This is a genomic window from Streptomyces sp. NPDC044984 (assembly GCF_040646935.1).
GTDB lineage: Bacteria > Actinomycetota > Actinomycetes > Streptomycetales > Streptomycetaceae > Streptomyces.
Map to the genome: position 1 here is coordinate 115,719 of NZ_JBEZBE010000025.1, position 16,692 is coordinate 132,410.

16 protein-coding genes and 3 pseudogenes are annotated in these 16,692 nt (G+C 73.4%); 11 read left to right on the plus strand and 8 right to left on the minus strand.

The features are described 5' to 3' along the window. Positions 1–71 precede the first annotated feature (71 nt). Complete coding sequence (locus AB0A94_RS25800) at positions 72–677, plus strand: M23 family metallopeptidase (RefSeq protein WP_361748022.1); 606 nt, start codon at positions 72–74, stop codon at positions 675–677. 74 nt (positions 678–751) lie between these two features. On the opposite strand, the pseudogene AB0A94_RS25805 reads toward AB0A94_RS25800, so the two are convergent. Further along, positions 752–910: pseudogene (locus AB0A94_RS25805) on the minus strand (DUF397 domain-containing protein); the annotation flags it as partial. Between the two features lie 3 nt (positions 911–913). Continuing rightward, positions 914–1,225 (minus strand): annotated as a pseudogene (locus AB0A94_RS25810) (helix-turn-helix transcriptional regulator); the annotation flags it as partial. Positions 1,226–1,385: 160 nt separating this feature from the next. On the opposite strand from AB0A94_RS25810, the gene AB0A94_RS25815 reads away from it, so the two are divergent. Further along, positions 1,386–1,847, plus strand: coding sequence for an ATP-binding protein (locus tag AB0A94_RS25815; protein WP_361748024.1), 462 nt, complete (start codon positions 1,386–1,388; stop codon positions 1,845–1,847). A gap of 543 nt (positions 1,848–2,390) precedes the next feature. Continuing rightward, positions 2,391–2,819 carry a nuclear transport factor 2 family protein gene (locus AB0A94_RS25820; RefSeq protein WP_361748026.1) on the plus strand — a complete coding sequence of 143 codons (429 nt, stop codon included), beginning with the start codon at positions 2,391–2,393 and terminating at the stop codon, positions 2,817–2,819. A 7-nt stretch (positions 2,820–2,826) separates the two neighbouring features. Here the strand turns inward: AB0A94_RS25820 and AB0A94_RS25825 are convergent, their stop codons facing one another. Continuing rightward, a complete protein-coding gene (locus tag AB0A94_RS25825; protein ID WP_361748028.1) occupies positions 2,827–3,753 on the minus strand; it encodes a DUF3027 domain-containing protein in 927 nt (308 codons plus the stop codon). 343 nt (positions 3,754–4,096) lie between these two features. Here AB0A94_RS25825 and AB0A94_RS25830 point away from each other — a divergent pair, with 343 nt between their 5' ends. The 4 genes from AB0A94_RS25830 (at position 4,097) to AB0A94_RS25845 (ending at position 7,693) form a co-directional block, all read left to right on the plus strand. After that, entirely contained in the window at positions 4,097–5,530 is a 1,434-nt protein-coding gene (locus tag AB0A94_RS25830; protein WP_361748030.1) for an MFS transporter, read from the plus strand. 84 nt (positions 5,531–5,614) lie between these two features. Next, on the plus strand, positions 5,615–6,070 hold the full coding sequence (locus tag AB0A94_RS25835) for a DUF2771 domain-containing protein (protein ID WP_361748055.1): 456 nt from the start codon (positions 5,615–5,617) through the stop codon (positions 6,068–6,070). Further along, positions 6,037–6,792 carry a futalosine hydrolase gene (locus tag AB0A94_RS25840; RefSeq protein ID WP_361748032.1) on the plus strand — a complete coding sequence of 252 codons (756 nt, stop codon included), beginning with the start codon at positions 6,037–6,039 and terminating at the stop codon, positions 6,790–6,792. The genes AB0A94_RS25835 and AB0A94_RS25840 overlap by 34 nt, the downstream gene beginning before the upstream one ends. Continuing rightward, positions 6,779–7,693, plus strand: a complete 915-nt coding sequence (locus AB0A94_RS25845; protein WP_361748034.1) for a 1,4-dihydroxy-6-naphthoate synthase — start codon at positions 6,779–6,781, stop codon at positions 7,691–7,693. Before AB0A94_RS25840 ends, AB0A94_RS25845 begins: the two co-directional genes overlap by 14 nt. Positions 7,694–7,706: 13 nt before the next feature. Here AB0A94_RS25845 and AB0A94_RS25850 read toward each other — a convergent pair whose 3' ends face one another. Beyond that, complete coding sequence (locus AB0A94_RS25850) at positions 7,707–8,090, minus strand: cold-shock protein (protein ID WP_142194665.1); 384 nt, start codon at positions 8,088–8,090, stop codon at positions 7,707–7,709. A 163-nt stretch (positions 8,091–8,253) separates the two neighbouring features. Between AB0A94_RS25850 and AB0A94_RS25855 the strand changes: the two genes are divergently transcribed. Beyond that, on the plus strand, positions 8,254–8,538 hold the full coding sequence (locus tag AB0A94_RS25855; RefSeq protein ID WP_361748037.1) for a hypothetical protein: 285 nt from the start codon (positions 8,254–8,256) through the stop codon (positions 8,536–8,538). Here AB0A94_RS25855 and AB0A94_RS25860 read toward each other — a convergent pair. Further along, a complete protein-coding gene (locus AB0A94_RS25860) occupies positions 8,520–9,158 on the minus strand; it encodes a haloacid dehalogenase-like hydrolase (protein WP_361748057.1) in 639 nt (212 codons plus the stop codon). The genes AB0A94_RS25855 and AB0A94_RS25860 overlap by 19 nt on opposite strands. A gap of 372 nt (positions 9,159–9,530) precedes the next feature. After that, entirely contained in the window at positions 9,531–10,538 is a 1,008-nt protein-coding gene (locus tag AB0A94_RS25865) for a hypothetical protein (RefSeq protein WP_361748039.1), read from the minus strand. A gap of 117 nt (positions 10,539–10,655) precedes the next feature. Between AB0A94_RS25865 and AB0A94_RS25870 the strand changes: the two genes are divergently transcribed. From AB0A94_RS25870 to AB0A94_RS25880, 3 genes are all read left to right on the plus strand, one after another. After that, complete coding sequence (locus AB0A94_RS25870) at positions 10,656–13,316, plus strand: helicase C-terminal domain-containing protein (protein ID WP_361748041.1); 2,661 nt, start codon at positions 10,656–10,658, stop codon at positions 13,314–13,316. A gap of 387 nt (positions 13,317–13,703) precedes the next feature. Further along, on the plus strand, positions 13,704–13,904 hold the full coding sequence (locus AB0A94_RS25875) for a hypothetical protein (RefSeq protein WP_361748043.1): 201 nt from the start codon (positions 13,704–13,706) through the stop codon (positions 13,902–13,904). A 98-nt stretch (positions 13,905–14,002) separates the two neighbouring features. Then, positions 14,003–15,646 carry a DNA repair helicase XPB gene (locus AB0A94_RS25880; RefSeq protein WP_361748045.1) on the plus strand — a complete coding sequence of 548 codons (1,644 nt, stop codon included), beginning with the start codon at positions 14,003–14,005 and terminating at the stop codon, positions 15,644–15,646. A 133-nt stretch (positions 15,647–15,779) separates the two neighbouring features. On the opposite strand, the gene AB0A94_RS25885 is transcribed toward AB0A94_RS25880, so the two are convergent. Both AB0A94_RS25885 and AB0A94_RS25890 read right to left on the minus strand, forming a co-directional pair. After that, positions 15,780–16,565 (minus strand): ABC transporter permease, encoded by a 786-nt coding sequence (locus tag AB0A94_RS25885; protein ID WP_361748047.1) that lies wholly within the window; start codon positions 16,563–16,565, stop codon positions 15,780–15,782. Continuing rightward, positions 16,562–16,692: pseudogene (locus tag AB0A94_RS25890) on the minus strand (ABC transporter); the annotation flags it as partial. The pseudogene AB0A94_RS25890 and the gene AB0A94_RS25885, both read right to left, overlap by 4 nt.

Below are 16,692 nucleotides of genomic sequence, written 5' to 3' on the forward strand. Positions count from 1 at the left end.
AGGAACAGCCATCACGGCACGGACCCCGTTCCGCCGATGGCCTTCCCCGTCCCCTCACCCATGAGGTCTCCATGCTCCAGCGCGTCACGTCCCGTCTCCCCCGTACGTCCCTGACCCAGGCCCGCGCCGCCGTCCTGGCCGCCGGTATGGGCGCCACGGTCGTCCTGGGAGTCGGGGCCGCGGTCGCCGCCGAGAACACGGCCGCGCCCGGCGCCGCCACCACCGCCCAGGCGCAGGCCGTCGCCAAGAAGGCCACGGCCTCCTGGGTCTCCCCGGTCAAGAGCTACAAGCTGTCCGCGAGCTTCGCCCAGAACGGCGGCATGTGGGCGTCCAAGCACTCCGGTCAGGACTACGCCGTCCCCACCGGCACCCCGGTCATGGCCACGCACGGCGGCACCGTCGTCAAGGCCGGCCCCAACGGCGCCGGTGACGGCCCCGCCTACGGCAACGCGATCGTCGTCAAGCACGGCAACGGCACGTACTCCCAGTACGCCCACCTGTCGCAGGTGAACGTGAAGATCGGCCAGATCGTCAAGACCGGCCAGAAGATCGCCCTGTCCGGCAACACCGGCAACTCCAGCGGTCCGCACCTGCACTTCGAGATCCGCACCACCCCGAACTACGGCTCCGCCGTGGACCCGGCGAAGTTCCTGCGCGCCAACGGCGTGACGGTCTGACCAACCGCGCACACGGCAACACCCGAGCGACCCCGAGGACGGCCCCGCGCCGCCCTCGGGGTCGCTTTCGGCGATCAGCCCTCGGACGCGTACGGGATGAAGCGCGCCCAGGTGTCGGGGGTGAAGGCGAGGCGAGGACCCGCGGCGTCCTTGGAGTCACGGACATGGACGGTGCCGGGGGTGAGGGCCAGCTCGACGCAGGAGTTGCCGTCGTTGCCACCGCTGTAGCTGCTCTACCGGACCTTCTTCACGTCCTCCCAGGCCGCCGCGATGAGCCCGCCCGCGCCCAGGACCTCGTCCGCCTTGTCCAGGAACTCCTGGCGGGGGATCCGCTTGCCGCCCTCGATCTTGTAGACCATGTCCTCGCCGTACCCGACGATCCGTCCGAACTCGGCGGCCCGCATCCCCATCGCCTCGCGGCGCAGCTTCAGCTGCCGTCCGACGGTCGTGATGACCGCGACGCCCCACTCGTCGTCCGGGTCCACCTCCCAACCGGGTTCGTCCGCCTCTTCCTTGAGCCGACCCGCCTCCGCCTCGACCGCCGTCATGCCGCACCTCTCCCTCTGAACCGTCCGTGACGCACCCCGGCGTCCTGCTCATACCAACCGTCGGAACAGCCCCGACAGCACCGGACAACCACCGGACAGTGACCGTACGCACGCGCTGAGTCACCAACCAAGGTAGGCGGATCCGGCCACGCTGAGTGATGTGAATCAGCAAACCGCCGAACCCGCGCTCCCCGTCCGCAACTTCAGCGCGCAGCTCTCCCCCACACCGCGCGGCGCCCGTCTCGCCCGGCAGCTGGGAGCAGACCGACTGCGTTCCTGGGGGCTGCCGGTGGATCCGGCCCGCCAGATCATCGCGGAGCTCACCGCCAACGCGGCGACGCACGGCCGCGTACAGGGGCGGGACTTCCGGCTGACGCTCTACGTCGTCGCCGACACCCTCCGCATCGAGGTCACCGACACCCGGGGCGAACGGCTCCCCCGGCCGCAACCGGCCTCTCCCGACGCCGAATCCGGCCGTGGCCTGCTGCTGGTCGAGGCGCTCGCGGACCGCTGGGGTGTGACCGGGGGCCGCTTCCCGCGCAAGACCGTCTGGGCCGAACTGCGCCTCACCCCAACGGAACCGTCGGCGTCCCGGACTCCGGCGCCGGGTACGGAAAGGTGACGCCGACCCGCCCCTGGACACGTCGCATTCCGCGATACGTGCACACTCCGGCCGCCACTGTCCACACGCCGCTCATCCGAGCACCCATGTGACACTCCCTCGCCGACCGCTCACGGTTTTCGGCAAGGCACTCACTTGCCGGCCCCGTGTCGACCACCGACCACGCGCGTCCAAGACCGTGTGGGCCCAGGTCATCCGCTGCGGCACCGGAACCCACGTTCTGAAGCTCCGGTGCCGTCGACACCTTCCCGAACAAGGACGCGAGGGAGAAGAACCCATGGTCAGCCCGCCCCGCGTGGCGATGCGCCACATCCTCCAGCACGGCCCCGGACCCTTCGGCTCGTCCGCCAGGACCACGCCACGGCCGAACGGACCCGGCGAGCAGTGAGCAGCGGGCCGCCCCGCCCCCACCCCCTCATCCCCGATGTGACCCAGGTCACATCAGGGAAATCGCCAGTAAAGTTTGACTAGTTCCCGCGAGAGGTAGACACTTCCTCGTCGCCCACTAGACAAACTTGACTAGCCATCGCCGAAGGAGCCCGTATGACCTACCTCCCCGACACCGGATACATCCCGACCACCGAGGACCGCGCGAGCCTCGACGCCTGGTTCGCCGAGTACGACGCGGCGAGCGGGAAGCGCGACGTCGAGCGCATGGCGGACCTGGCCGTGTTTCCGCTCAACCTCGTGAGTGACGACTCCGCGGGAGACGGGCGGTCGGCGCAGTGGGACCGGGAGCAGTACGTCACGGTCATGACCCACGTGATGGGCGAGGGGGACCAGGACATCACCTTCGAGTCCACCCGGACCCCGGTGTTCCTGTCCCCCTCGATGGCCGTGGTCTTCACGGACTCGACCATGACCGCCGACGGCGAGTCCCAGCGGCTCCGCTACGCCGACATCCTGCTCAAGCGGGACGGGAGGTGGGCGTTCCAGACCATGGTCCAGGGCGGCTGGGGGGACAACCTGTGAGGACGCCCTACGAGTGCCCCAGCTCCGCCTCCGACGTGTCCTCCGTCGCCGGGACCGAGCCGGAGTCGGGGGACGGACGGAGGGGGAACGGGTCGACGCGGGTCTCGTCGATGACCGGCGGGGCCGGCTGCGGGGGCTTCGGCATGACCGCGGCCTCGGAGTGGCCGCCGCAGCCGTAGGCCAGGGAGACGACGTGGCCGTCGGCCGGGGAGAACTCGTTGGCGCACACCCCGAACGCCTGGCCCAGCGAGCCGCCGATGGGGGTGAGGAAGCCGCACGAGACGCACGACGCGGGGGCCGCCTGCGCCATCGGGGTCTTCGCGCCGAACGACTCCTCCCAGCGGTCGGCGGCGGTGTGCAGGCCGTAGCGGGACAGGACCCGGGCGCGGCGCATGCCGAGTTCCTCGGCGACCGCCGCGATCGTGCCGCGGGACGGGACCACCGCCAGGTGGGCCGGGGTGCCCTCCGTGACCTCGGCGTCCTCCGCCTCCACCAGGTCGGCCATCTCACCGGACACCGCGGAGCTCGGCGGCGGCTCCTCCTCGCCGGAGTAGCCGGGCTCCAGGCGCAGGTCCTCGGCCTCGGTGGGGAGGAGGTCGCCGGGGCCCATGTCGCCGGGGCGCAGCCGCTCGCTCCACGGCACCCACTCCGGTGCGAGGACCGCGTCGGGGCCGGGCAGCAGCACCGCCTCGTCGACCGTGACGATCTTGGCGCGGGAGGCGCGGGCGACGGTGACGGCCCAGCGCCAGCCGCGGTAGCCGGGCTCGTGGCAGCCGAAGAAGTGGGTGACGACGCGGTCGCCCTCGGAGACCAGGCCTTCGTGCTCGCCCACGACCCCGGGTGCGGCGGCCTCCTCGGCTGCGGCACGGGCGAGGTCGACGGCCTCGGCGCACAGGCGGTCGGGGGTGCGGCTTCGCGTTGTCGCTGCGCTCACAGGTATCGCTTCTCTCCTACGCCGTCTCACGAGTGCGCCACTCCCAGCGCGGGGGGCGGACGGAGCGGACCGTGGGACCGCGTCGACGTCCGCGCCGCAACGTGCTCGGGCGCGCCTCCATCCATTCTGCGGGATGGCTGAGATACGCACGCTACCTTCTCCCGTGCGCTGGGCCTACACCGACGGTTGTTACGGAGTCCCGCGCGCCGGTTTCCGGGGGACGCCCGGCTGCCTCCGCTGACGTGTTCCCGTCGGCTTCCGGCGTTCCGCCGTACAGCCGCACCCGGGCGGCGTCCACGGCGATACGGCATTACACACCGCCTTCTCGGGGCACTATGGCGTCGTGGCTACCGCGAGGACACCCCAGGGCGCCACCGGAACCGGTGGGCCGAAAGGGGGCAGGGACAGCGGCCGACGCTTCGGGACGAGCCGGGCGGGCGGTCGTCTTCGCGCGTTCGGGCGTGCCCTGCACCTGCCGGTGACCGGAACCGCGCGGGGGATCCGCCGGGCGACCCACGCGCACGGCGCGGGGGAGTCCGGGCTCGGCAAGCTGATCGAACTGCACGGCGTGAACGGCGCCGGCGACGTCATGATCACGGTCGCACTGGCGTCCACGGTGTTCTTCTCGGTGCCGACCGACGAGGCGCGCGGACGCGTCGCCCTCTACCTCGCCATCACCATGGCGCCGTTCACCCTCCTCGCCCCGGTGATCGGCCCGCTCCTCGACCGCCTCCCGCACGGCCGCCGCGCCGCCATGGCCGGCGCGATGCTCGCCCGGGCCCTGCTCGCGCTGGTGCTGTCCGGCGCGGTCGTCACCGGCGGACTGGAGCTGTATCCGGCGGCGCTGGGCGTGCTGGTCTCGTCGAAGGCGTACGGGGTGGTCCGGAGCGCGGTCGTGCCCCGGCTGCTGCCGCCCGCCTTCTCCCTGGTGAAGGCGAACTCGCGGGTGACGCTCGGCGGGCTGCTGGCGACCGGGATCGCCGCGCCGATCGGCGCGGGCCTGCAACAGGTCGGGCCGCGCTGGCCGCTGTACGGGGCGTTCCTGATCTTCGTGGCCGGGATGTTCCTGTCCTTCCGGCTGCCGCCGAAGGTGGACTCCGCCAAGGGCGAGGACGTGGCGCTGCTCGCCGCCGACGAGCGGCACCTGCACGGCCCGCACCGCAGGACGGAGAAACGCCCCGGGCTGCGCACGGTCGGCCCGGCCGTCACCCACGCGCTCGGCGCCAACGCCTCCATCCGCTGCCTCACCGGCTTCCTGATCTTCTTCCTCGCCTTCCTCCTGCGCGACCACCCGATGACGGGTCAGAGCGCCGCGGTGTCGCTCGGCATAGTGGGCGTGGCGGCGGGCGCGGGCAACGCGCTCGGTACGGCGGTCGGGGCGTCGCTGCGGTCGCGCGCCCCGGAGATCATCATCGTGACGGTGGTGGCGTGTGTCGTGAGCGCGGCGATCCTGGCCGCCGCGTTCTTCGGCGCGGTCCTGGTGGCGTGTCTCGCCGCGATCGCCGGGTTCGCGCAGGCGCTGGCCAAGCTGTCGCTGGACGCGCTGATCCAGCGGGACGTGCCCGAGCTGGTGCGGACGTCGGCGTTCGCGCGCTCGGAGACGCTGCTGCAGATGTCGTGGGTGCTGGGCGGCGCGATCGGCATCGCGATGCCGCTGATCGGCGCGCTGGGGCTGGCGGTGGGCGCGACGATCGTCGCCGCGGGCTGGCTGACCACGGTCCGCGGGCTGGTCCGTTCGGCCCGGCAGGGGAACGCGGGGCGGGCGCGGGTGGCGTAACGGCGCGGCCACGCCGTACCCCCGCATGGGGAGAGGGACACGCGTGCCCGATAGCCTTCGCCCATGACCACGTTGCAATCCGCTGTGCGACGCCGCCGCGCCGTCGCCGCCGCCGGCGCCGTATCCGCCGGACTGCTCGTCCTGGCCGCCTGTGACAAGCCGACGTCGATGGCCACCCTCACGGTGGGCAGCGACTCGGTGAGCTCGGAGGCCACCTGCGGTGGCGAGGGCGAGGCCCTGACCACCGAGACGCTCAACGAGTGCCTGAAGGACAAGGGCATCGACGAGATCACCGTCGACCCCACCGAGAGCGTGCGCTTCGGCGTCGACCCGGACATCGCCGACAACGGCTGGACCATCCTGATGAACGGTCAGCCGCTGGTCGACTCCAGCAAGAAGACCTACCAGGTCATCCCGGGCAGTGTGTTCTTCAACGCCCAGTACGGCGCCCAGGGCGACTCGACCCTGGTGTCGATCAAGGAGGGTGAGAAGTCGACCACGGGTCTGTGGTCCTTCCGGCTGAAGAAGGAGGACGACTGATCACGTCGTCGTCACGCGTCCTCGTGGCCACCGCGGTCCCCGTCGAGCGGGACGCGGTGGCCGGGGCGTTCCCGGGGGCGGCGAAGCAGGTGCGCCTCCCCGGGGTGAGCCTGGTCCGGACGGACGGCGGGTGCGATCTGGTGGCCGCCGGCGTCGGCCCCGCCTCGGCCGCCGCCTCCACCGCCGCCGCGCTCACCGCCGCCGCACTCGACGGCACCCCCTACCGTCTCGTCGTCTGCGCCGGTATCGGCGGGGGCTTCCAGCCCGAAGCGCCGGTCGGCTCGCTCGTCGTCTCCCGCACGATCGCCGTGGCCGATCTCGGCGCCGAGACCGCGGACGGCTTCCTCCCCGTCACCGAACTGGGCTTCGGGCGCGTCGCGCACCACTCCCCCGGATCACTCGTGCGGGAGGCCGTTCGCGTGACGGGCGCCCGCTCCGGCACCGTCCTCACCGTCTCCACCGTCACCGGCACCGCCGATCGTGCCGCCGAACTGCGGGCCCGGCACCCGGACGCCCTCGCCGAGGGCATGGAGGGCTTCGGCGTGGCCGAGGCGGCCGCCGCACAGGGGCGGCCCGTACTGGAGGTGCGGGCGGTGTCGAACCCCGTCGGCCCGCGCGACCGCGCCGCCTGGCGCATCGGCGACGCCCTGACGGCCCTCACCGAGGGCTTCGGGAAGCTCGCGCCCGTCCTGGAGAGTTGGATTCAGCATGACCACCAGTGAGCAGCAGCGGCTGCGGATCGCCTACTCCCCCTGCCCGAACGACACCTTCGTCTTCGACGCCCTCGCCCACGGCCGCGTCCCCGGCGCGCCCGCCGTCGACGTGACGTTCGCCGACATCGACCTCACCAACGGCATGGCCGAGCGCGGTGAACTGGACGTGCTGAAGGTGTCGTACGCGGTGCTGCCGTACGTCCTCGACACGTACGCCCTGCTGCCCTGCGGGGGCGCGCTGGGGCGGGGCTGCGGGCCGCTGGTGCTGACCCGGGAGGCCGGGACGGACCTGACCGGCCGTACGGTCGCCGTGCCGAGCGAACGGTCGACGGCGTACCTGCTGTTCCGGCTGTGGGCGGCGGACGTCGTCGGAATCAAGGGGGGCGGGCCCGAAGGGCCCTCGGTCGAGGGCGGTGGTGGGCGACGGGCGGGCGGGGTCGGGAAGATCGTCGTGATGCCGTTCCACGAGATCATGCCCGCCGTACGGGACGGGAAGGTCGACGCGGGACTCGTCATCCACGAGGCGCGCTTCACGTATCAGAACTACGGGCTGCACCGGCTGGCCGACATGGGTGAGCACTGGGAGCGGACCACCGGGCTGCCGATCCCGCTGGGCGCGATCATCGCGAAGCGGTCGCTGGGCGAGGAGGCGCTGACGCGGCTCGCCGACTCCGTCCGGACGTCGGTGCGGATGGCCTGGGACGAGCCCGAGGTGTCGCGCCCGTACGTCATGGAGCACGCCCAGGAGATGGACCCGGCCGTCGCCGACCAGCACATCGGGCTGTACGTCAACGAGTTCACGGCCGGTCTCGGCGAGGACGGGTACGCGGCCGTACGGGGGCTGCTCACGCGCGCGGCGGCCGAGGGGCTGGTGCCGCCCCTCGGCCCGGACGCGCTGCGGTTCCCGTAGGGGATCCGGCGTCCTAGACGTCCAGCTGGTCGGCGACCGCGCGGAGCAGGCCGGCGATCTTCTTGCCGGCTGCGCGGTCGGGGTAGCGGCCCCGCTCCAGCTGGGGCGTGATGTTCTCCAGCAGGGTCGTCAGGTCCTGGACGATGGAGGCCAGCTCGTCCGGCTTCTTGCGCTGGGCCGCCGCGACCGACGGGGTCGGGTCCAGGATGGTCAGGGAGAGTGCCTGGTCGCCGCGCTGTCCGGCGACCACGCCGAACTCGACGCGCTGGCCCGGCTTGAGGGCTTCGACTCCGGCGGGGAGGACGGAGGAATGCACGAAGACGTCGCCGCCGTCGTCACGGGAGAGAAAGCCGAAGCCCTTCTCACTGTTGAACCACTTGACCTTGCCGGTGGGCACGTCTGTCCTCGTCCTCGTACTCGTCGGGAAAACTGCTTCGGAAATCGGCTCTTGATAGCACTCGGGCGGGCCCGATGACCCGCCGGTACAAGGCTAATGGTCTTCAGGCCGGTGACAAGACGTCACCGGGTTGTTCCTTCGCGCTGGGAACTACCCTGGTCCGGTGCGTGACAAAACCCAAGCGAATTCCCCCGTGCCCGGTGACGGCCTGGTCCGTGCCGGTGGCATCGTCTTCTTCGTCGGCGCCGTGGCCACTCTGGTCACCGTGGCCCCGTTGTTCCTCGGGACGACGCCCTTTCCGACGTACATGTTCGGGCTGAGCATGTTCATGGCCGTCGGATTCCTGATGGCGGGCGCGGGCGTACTGCGTTCGGTAGCGGCGGGCCGCCGCCGGGCGCGGGCGGAGCGGGTTTCCGCGCCGGTTTCCGGTCAGTTGTCCGAGCAGTAGTCCGAAAACCACCGGGGGAATTCCGTCAGAGCGGTGAGGACGACGTCCGCGCCGGCCTCGCGGAGCGCGTCGGGACCGTACGGGCCGGTGGCGACCGCGACGGACAGCGCGCCGGCGGTGCGTGCGCCGCGCACGTCGCCGAGGTGGTCGCCGACGTAGACGGTGGCCTCGTGCTCGCGCAGCGCCAGCGCCTTCCGCTCGGCCCACAGGTCGCCGATCACGGCGTCCGGCTCGATCCCGAGGTGGGCCAGGTGCAGCTTGGCGTTGGGCTCGTACTTGGCGGTGACGACGATCGCCCGCCCGCCCGCCTCCCGTACGGCCGCCATCGCCTCACGGGCGCCGGGCAGGGCGGGCGTGGCGGTGATGGCGTACGTCGGGTACATCGCCCGGTACAGGTCCGCCGTCTCCTCGACCCGCTCGGCCGGGAACCAGTTGGCCAGCTCGTCCACCAGCGGCGGCCCGAGCCGGCTGACCGCGAGGTCGGCGTCGATGTACGTCCCGGTCCGCTCGGCCAGCGCCAGGTAGCAGGCACGGATGCCGGGCCGGGAGTCGATGAGCGTCATGTCGAGGTCGAAGCCGACGGTGGGCGGGAGCGGGGTGGGGATGGCCATATGGGCCATTGTGCCCAGCGCCTGCGGCGGGCAGTCGGCCACCCACAGCTGCGGGCAGTCGGCCACCCAGCGCCTGCGGCGGGCAGCCGCGCCACCCATAGCCGCAGGCAGCCGTGCCACCCATAGCCGCAGGCAGCCGCGCCGCTCGTAGCTGCGGGCAGTCGTGCCGCTGGGGCGGCACGGGTGGGCGCAGCGGCACCTGGCAAGCGCCGTGAGCGCAACCGGACGCCCGGGTTGGATCGCCCCCGCCGCCCCTTCCCGTCCCGTCCCCGGGGGCGCTGCCCCCGGACCCCCGCTCCTCAAACGCCGGAGGGGCTGGATTGAGCCGGAGGCGCTGGGCTGAGCCCCAGAGGCGCTGGGCTGAGCCCCGGAAGGGCCGGGTCAGCGTTGGCGCTGGGAGCGCCAGACCAGGAACAGGGCCGTGGTGAGGGCCGCGGCCCGGACGACCCACGGCCACGTCTCGGAGATCGCGTCGTTCATGTGGCCCTCGGGGACGGGCGTGCCCCAGCGGCCCTCCGTCCTGCCCCACAGCCAGACGACACCGCCCGCGAGCGCGAGGCCGGGGAGGATGACCACCGCCCATTTGATCTCCGCCTGGGTCAGTCGGCGGGAGGCGTAGGCGATGAGCCAGCCCAGGATCAGGGCGCGCCAGTCGCCGATCACGGTTCCCGCGACCAGCAGACCGGCGGCGAGCAGGAGCAGGGGGTTGCTCCAGCGGCCGGAGGGGAGGCGCGGGAGGAAGCGGCGGCGCCGGGAAGCGGCGGGCTCCGCCTCGGGAGCGACGGGGGCCGCGGCCGGCTCGGGCGGCGTCGCCCCCTTCTCCTTCGCCGGGGGCGGCTTGAGGAGTTCGGGGATCTCGACGCCGCCGACGAAGCCCGGCACCTCGTCGCCGATGCCGAACGCGCTGTTGTCCACCCGCCACCAGTCGGGCTGGGTGGCGCTGTCGCCGAGTTCGTCCGTACCCGCCCGGTGCGGCGGGGACGGCACGTCGGCGGGGGCGGGGCCGCCGTCCGGCGTCCCGTCCGGACGGGGACGGGGCAGGACCCGGCGCAGCACGCCCTTCGGGCGACCGCCGCGGGCCTCGGCGCCCCGCGGCTCGGGCTCCCGCTGCACCGGGACGGCGGGGGGCGGCACGGGAGCGGCGCCCGGGGCGGCGCCGGAGGCCTCCTCGGCCGCCGTGACGACCGCGGTCGGCGTGCCGAGGCGGGAGATGATGCGGCGGACCGCGGCCGGGGAGTCGACCACGGCCTTCGACCGGCGCCGGTCGATCTCGTCGCGCAGCTCGGCGACCAGCCGCATGCGGGCCGCCGACGGCAGCTGCCGCTGCTGCGCCACGTCGCCGACGCGGCTCAGAAACTCGTAGACGACCTGGTCGCTCTCGATACCCACGAAGTCCCCTCCGGGACGGATGCGTCGGGACACCGTCGCCCGACGGTACCGCGAGCGGGGCCGGGCGACCCAACTCCCGGCACTCCGGGGACGTACCCACCCGCTAACGTGAGACGGATGAGCACCGAGGAGTACCCCGCGGCGGTCCCCCGATCCCTCGCCGAGGCCCTTCGGGGGCGGGACGACGTCTCCCTGGCCGCGCTGCTGCGCAGCCGGCCGGACCTCATCACGCCCGTGCCCACCGACCTCACCCAGCTCGCCACCCGCGCCGGCACCCGCGCCTCGGTCGTACGGGCGCTGGAGCGGCTGGACCGGTTCACGCTGCAGACGGCGCAGGCGCTGGCCGTGGCGGCGGACCCGGCGTCGTACGGGGAACTGCTCGGACTGCTGGCGGGCGACGACGGGGACCCGGTGGTCTCCGCCGCGCTGCCGCACGCGCTCGGCGTCCTGCGCGAGCAGGCGCTGGTGTGGGGCGGGGACGAGCGGCTGCGGCTGGTGCGCACCGCCCGTGAGCTGCTGGCGCCGTCGCCGCAGCACCCGTCGCCGACCGGGCTGGGGCCGACGGTGCGGGAGGCCACCGCCGGGATGTCGCCGGGGCGGATCCAGGAGATCGTGGCGACGGCGGGACTGCCGTCCACGCACGACTCGGTGTCCGCCGTGGCCTCCCTGACCGCCCTGTTCAACGACCCGGCGCGGATGTCCGCGCTGCTCGACGAGGCGCCGGCCGAGTCGGTGGAGGTGCTGGAGCGGCTGGTGTGGGGTCCGCCGTACGGGCAGGTCACCGCCGATCCCGCGCCCCGGCTGCGCTGGCTCCTGGACCGGGGGCTGCTGCTGCCGACGGCACCCGGGACGGTCGTGCTGCCGCGCGAGGTGGCGCTGCGGCTGCGGGCCGGGCGGGCGCACCGGACGCCGGAGCCGGTGCCGCCGCCCGTCGAGGCCGCCGCCACGCACCGTCCACAGGTGGTGGACGCGACGGCGGCCGGACAGGCGTACACGGCGCTGTCGACCGTCGAGGAGTTGCTGAAGGACTGGCACGAGGGGGGACCCGCGGTGCTGCGGGCCGGCGGGCTGAGCGTGCGGGACCTGAAGCGGACCGCCGTTGCGCTGGACGTGACCGAGCCGGTGGCCGCGTTCTGGGTGGAACTCGCCTACACGGCCGGGCTGCTGGCCTCCGACGGGGAGGCCGACGAGCGGTACGCGGCGACCCCGGCGTACGACGAGTGGCTCGAGCGGCCCGCCGCGGAGCGGTGGGCGCACCTGGTCACGGCGTGGCTGGCGGCGACGCGCACGCCGGGGCTGGCCGGCGGACGGGACGCGAAGGACCGCACGCTGTCGGCCCTGGGCCCGGGCCTGGACCGCTCGGCGGCCCCGGAGGTACGGCACCGGGTCCTGACCCTGCTGGCCGGGCTCCCGGAGGGGGCCGCACCGGCCCCCGAGTCGGTACTGGCGCGGCTGCGCTGGGAGCGCCCGCCGCGCGAGGGCGGGCGGGGTTCCGCCGGCCCGGCCCCTTCGGGGGCGGAGGGTGTTCGTGGGGCGGGCGGTTCCCCGGCAGGGAGCCCACCCGGCGCGGCGGGCGCGCGCGGGGCGGAGGGCTCCTCGGGGGCGGCGGCGGGCGAGGACCTGCGGGCGCGGATCGCGCGGTGGACGCTCTCCGAGGCGGAGATGCTCGGGATCACCGGGCGCGGCGCCCTGTCCGCGCACGGGCGGGCGCTGATCGGCGCGCCCGCGGCCAGGCGTCCGGAGGCGGAGCCCGAGGGGCCGGGTGACAAGCTGCCCGTGCGTCACCGGCCCGCCCCGGTGCCGGCGCCGCTCTCCCCCGCCGAGCAGGCCGCGGCCACCGCTGCCGCCGCCCGCCTGCTCGCGCCGCTGCTGCCCGAACCGCTGGACCACGTGCTCCTCCAGGCCGACCTGACGGCGGTGGCGCCGGGCCCGCTGGAGCGGCCGCTCGCCGACCTGCTGGAGGTCCTCGCGGACGTGGAGTCGAAGGGTGGCGCGACCGTCTACCGGTTCACGCCCGGCTCGGTGCGGCGCGCCCTCGACGCCGGGCAGACCGCCTCCGACCTGCACGCCTTCCTCGCCGCGCACTCCCGTACGCCGGTGCCGCAACCGCTGGCGTACCTCATCGACGACGTCGCCCGCAGGCACGGGCACCTGCGGGTGGGCGCCGCCTCGGCGTACGTCCGCTGCGACGACGACGCCGTGCTCAGCGAGATCCTCGCCGACAGGCGGGCCGCGGGGCTGGGCCTGCGCCGGCTGGCCCCGACCGTGCTGGCCGCGCAGGCCGGTCCGGCCGGTCTGCTGGAGGGGCTGCGCGCGATGGGGTTCGCCCCGGCCGCCGAGTCGGCGGAGGGCGATGTGGTGATCGCCCGGGCCGACGCCCACCGCACCCCGCCGCGCACCCCTCCCGCGCCGGTCCCGGAGGGGCCGCCGGTCCCCGACGACACCCTGCTCACGGCGGCGCTCCGCGCCGTCCGCGCCGGCGACCTCGCCTCCACCGCCCCGCGCAGACCGGCCGGCGGGGGCGACCCGGTCCGCGGGGAGCCGCCCCGTACGACCGCCGCCGAGACCCTCGCCACCGTGCAGGCCGCCGTCCTCACCGGCGAGGCGCTGTGGATCGGCTACGTCAACGCCGAGGGCGGCGCCAGCCAGCGCGTCATCGCCCCGGTCCGGGTCGAGGGCGGCTTCGTCACGGCGTACGACCACACGGCGGACGAGGTGCGTACGTATCCGCTGCACAGGATCACGGGGGTCGCGGAGCTCGCGGACGACGCGGACTGAGCCGTTCGGGTGTACGGCGGACTTCATGCACGCCACGCCGGGGATGTCGCTCCGACGAGCGAGCTCGCGGGCCGTTCCGCATCGTGCGGCGGACCGTGGGCAGCCACTGTGTGTCCGGAGCGGGCCGGAGACCACAGCGGCCCGTTCGCACACAACAGAAAGGAAATCCCATGCGTGCCGTTCGTCGTGTCGCCGCCGTACTGGCCTCCACGGCCGTGCTGCTCGGAGCGTTCGCAGCCGAGGCCGCCGCGGTCGGGATCGACCTCGGCGGGGGCGTGACCCTCTGACACGTTCCGCGTCCTGACACGTCTCTCGTTCTGATCCGTTCCTCGTGCACGGCGGGCCGGCCCCTCGTCCCCCGGGACCGGCCCGTTCCGTCGACCGAAGATGAAAGGGTGTCCCGTGCCTTCCACGTTCCGTGCGGTGGCCGTCTGTCTCCCCGCTCTCGCGCTCGTCGCGGTGCTCGCCCCGGCCGCCGCCGCGCTGCCGTTGCCGATCCCGGCCGCCGGAGGGGAGCCGCTCGTCACCGAGGGGGTGACCGTCGAGGGGCCGCTGGTGAACAACCTCACGCTGCCCCCGCTGAAGTAGCCCGGTCCGCTCAGGACCGCGAGCGCGCGCGATCGGGCAAACTGGAGGTTTGGCCGTGCAGTGCCCGTGCCGAGCCCGTCGCAGAAAGGCAGCCGCGCGTGAATGGTCCGCTCATCGTCCAGTCCGACAAGACCCTGCTCCTCGAGGTCGACCACGAGCAGGCCGACGACTGCCGTCGGGTCATCGCGCCGTTCGCCGAGCTGGAGCGGGCGCCCGAGCACATCCACACCTACCGGGTGACCCCGCTCGGCCTGTGGAACGCGCGGGCGGCCGGGCACGACGCCGAGCAGGTCGTGGACGCGCTGGTGCAGTACAGCCGCTACCCGGTGCCGCACGCGCTGCTCGTCGACATCGCCGACACCATGGACCGCTACGGCCGGCTCAGCCTGGTCAAGCACCCGGCGCACGGCCTGGTCCTCACCAGCACCGACCGGCCCGTGCTGGAGGAGGTGCTGCGCTCCAAGCGCATCGCGCCGCTCGTCGGTGCCCGGATCGACCCGGACACGGTGGTCGTGCACCCCTCCGAGCGCGGGCAGATCAAGCAGACGCTGCTGAAGCTGGGCTGGCCCGCCGAGGACCTCGCCGGGTACGTGGACGGCGAGGCGCACCCCATCGAGCTGGTCGAGGACGGGTGGGCGCTGCGCCCGTACCAGAAGCAGGCCGTGGAGAACTTCTGGCACGGCGGCTCCGGTGTGGTCGTCCTCCCCTGCGGCGCGGGCAAGACGCTGGTCGGCGCGGGTTCGATGGCGCAGGCGAAGTCGACGACGCTGATCCTGGTCACCAACACCGTCTCGGCCCGCCAGTGGAAGCACGAGCTGGTGCGGCGGACCTCGCTGACCGAGGACGAGATCGGCGAGTACAGCGGGACGAGGAAGGAGATCCGTCCCGTCACCATCGCCACCTACCAGGTGCTGACGACGAAGCGGAAGGGCGTCTACCCCCACCTGGAGCTGTTCGACTCCCGGGACTGGGGCCTGATCCTCTACGACGAGGTGCACCTGCTGCCCGCGCCCGTCTTCAAGTTCACGGCCGATCTCCAGGCCCGGCGGCGGCTCGGCCTGACCGCGACCCTGGTGCGCGAGGACGGCCGCGAGTCGGACGTGTTCTCGCTGATCGGCCCGAAGCGGTTCGACGCGCCGTGGAAGGAGATCGAGGCGCAGGGCTACATCGCCCCGGCCGACTGCGTGGAGGTCCGGGTCAACCTCACCGACTCCGAGCGGCTGGCGTACGCGACGGCGGAGCAGGAGGAGAAGTACCGGTTCTGCTCGACGACGGCGACCAAGCAGAAGGTGACGGAGGCGATCGTCCGGCGGTTCGCGGGGCAGCAGATCCTCGTCATCGGGCAGTACATCGACCAGCTGGACGAGCTGGGCGAGCACCTGGACGCGCCGGTGATCAAGGGCGAGACGTCGAACGCCCAGCGGGAGAAGCTGTTCGACGCGTTCCGGGAGGGCGAGATCAGCGTCCTGGTGGTGTCCAAGGTCGCGAACTTCTCGATCGACCTGCCGGAGGCCACGGTCGCCATCCAGGTGTCGGGCACCTTCGGCTCGCGGCAGGAGGAGGCGCAGCGGCTCGGCCGGGTGCTGCGGCCCAAGGCGGACGGGCACCAGGCCCACTTCTACTCCGTGGTCGCCCGGGACACCATCGACCAGGACTTCGCGGCACACCGCCAGCGGTTCCTGGCGGAGCAGGGGTACGCGTACCGGATCATGGACGCGGACGAGCTGCTGACGGAGAACTGAGCGGTCGCCCCTCGGGCGGACGGAACGCCGGCACCGGGACGGACCGCCGGGAACGCCGGTGGGGCGGCGTGCGCCGACGTGGTGTCGGAGTACGCCGCCCCGGGGCGGGACGCGGCTCGTTCCCTCACGGGAGTTACTTCGGGTCCTGGTCGAACCTGGCGGCCGACCAGAAGTAGCCGAGCACCGCCAGGCCCAGGCACCAGGCCACGGCCAGCCATCCGTGGTGGCCGATCTCCGTGCCGAGCAGCAGGCCGCGCAGGGTCTCGATGGCCGGGGTGAAGGGCTGGTACTCGGCGACCGGCTGGAACCAGCCCGGCATTCCGTCGACCGGGACGAAGGCGCTGGACAGCAGCGGCAGCAGGATCAGCGGCATCGCGTTGTTGCTGGCCGCCTCGGCGTTCGGGCTGACCAGGCCCATGCCGACGGCGATCCAGGTGAGCGCCAGGGCGAACAGCACCAGCAGCCCGAACGCGGCCAGCCACTCCAGGGCCGTGGCGTTCGTGGAGCGGAAGCCGATGGCCACGCCGACGGCGCCGACGAGTACCACGCTCGCGACCGACTGCAGCACGCTGCCGACGACGTGCCCGATGAGCACGGAGCCCCGGTGGATGGCCATGGTGCGGAAGCGGGCGATGATGCCCTCGCTCATGTCCATGGAGACGGACACCGCGGTGCCGATCGTGGTGGAGCCGATGGTCATCAGCAGCACGCCCGGCACGATGTAGGCGATGTACGCGGAGCGGTCGGCTCCGCCCATGCCCGCGCTCATCACGTCGCCGAAGACGTAGACGAAGAGCAGCAGCAGCATGACCGGCGTGAGCAGCAGGTTCAGGGTGAGGGACGGGTAGCGCCGGGCGTGCAGGAGGTTGCGGCGCAGCATCGTGGACGAGTCGCGGACGGCGAGGGCGAGGCTGCTCATCGGACGTTCTCCTTGGACGGGGCGGGGACGGCGGTGGGGCCGGTGAGGGCGAAGAAGACGTCGTCGAGGTCGGGGGTGTGGACGGTGAGTTCGTCGGCTTCGATGCCGGCGGCGTCCAGGTGGTCGA

Coding starts and splice junctions, on each gene's coding strand:
- AB0A94_RS25800 (WP_361748022.1), top strand. CDS start 72: ATGCTCCAGCGCGTCACGTCCCGTCTCCCCCGTACGTCCCTGACCCAG.
- AB0A94_RS25820 (WP_361748026.1), top strand. CDS start 2,391: ATGACCTACCTCCCCGACACCGGATACATCCCGACCACCGAGGACCGC.
- AB0A94_RS25845 (WP_361748034.1), top strand. CDS start 6,779: ATGACCACCAGTGAGCAGCAGCGGCTGCGGATCGCCTACTCCCCCTGC.
- AB0A94_RS25860 (WP_361748057.1), bottom strand. CDS start 9,158: ATGGCCCATATGGCCATCCCCACCCCGCTCCCGCCCACCGTCGGCTTC.
- AB0A94_RS25870 (WP_361748041.1), top strand. CDS start 10,656: ATGAGCACCGAGGAGTACCCCGCGGCGGTCCCCCGATCCCTCGCCGAG.
- AB0A94_RS25875 (WP_361748043.1), top strand. CDS start 13,704: ATGAAAGGGTGTCCCGTGCCTTCCACGTTCCGTGCGGTGGCCGTCTGT.
- AB0A94_RS25885 (WP_361748047.1), bottom strand. CDS start 16,565: ATGAGCAGCCTCGCCCTCGCCGTCCGCGACTCGTCCACGATGCTGCGC.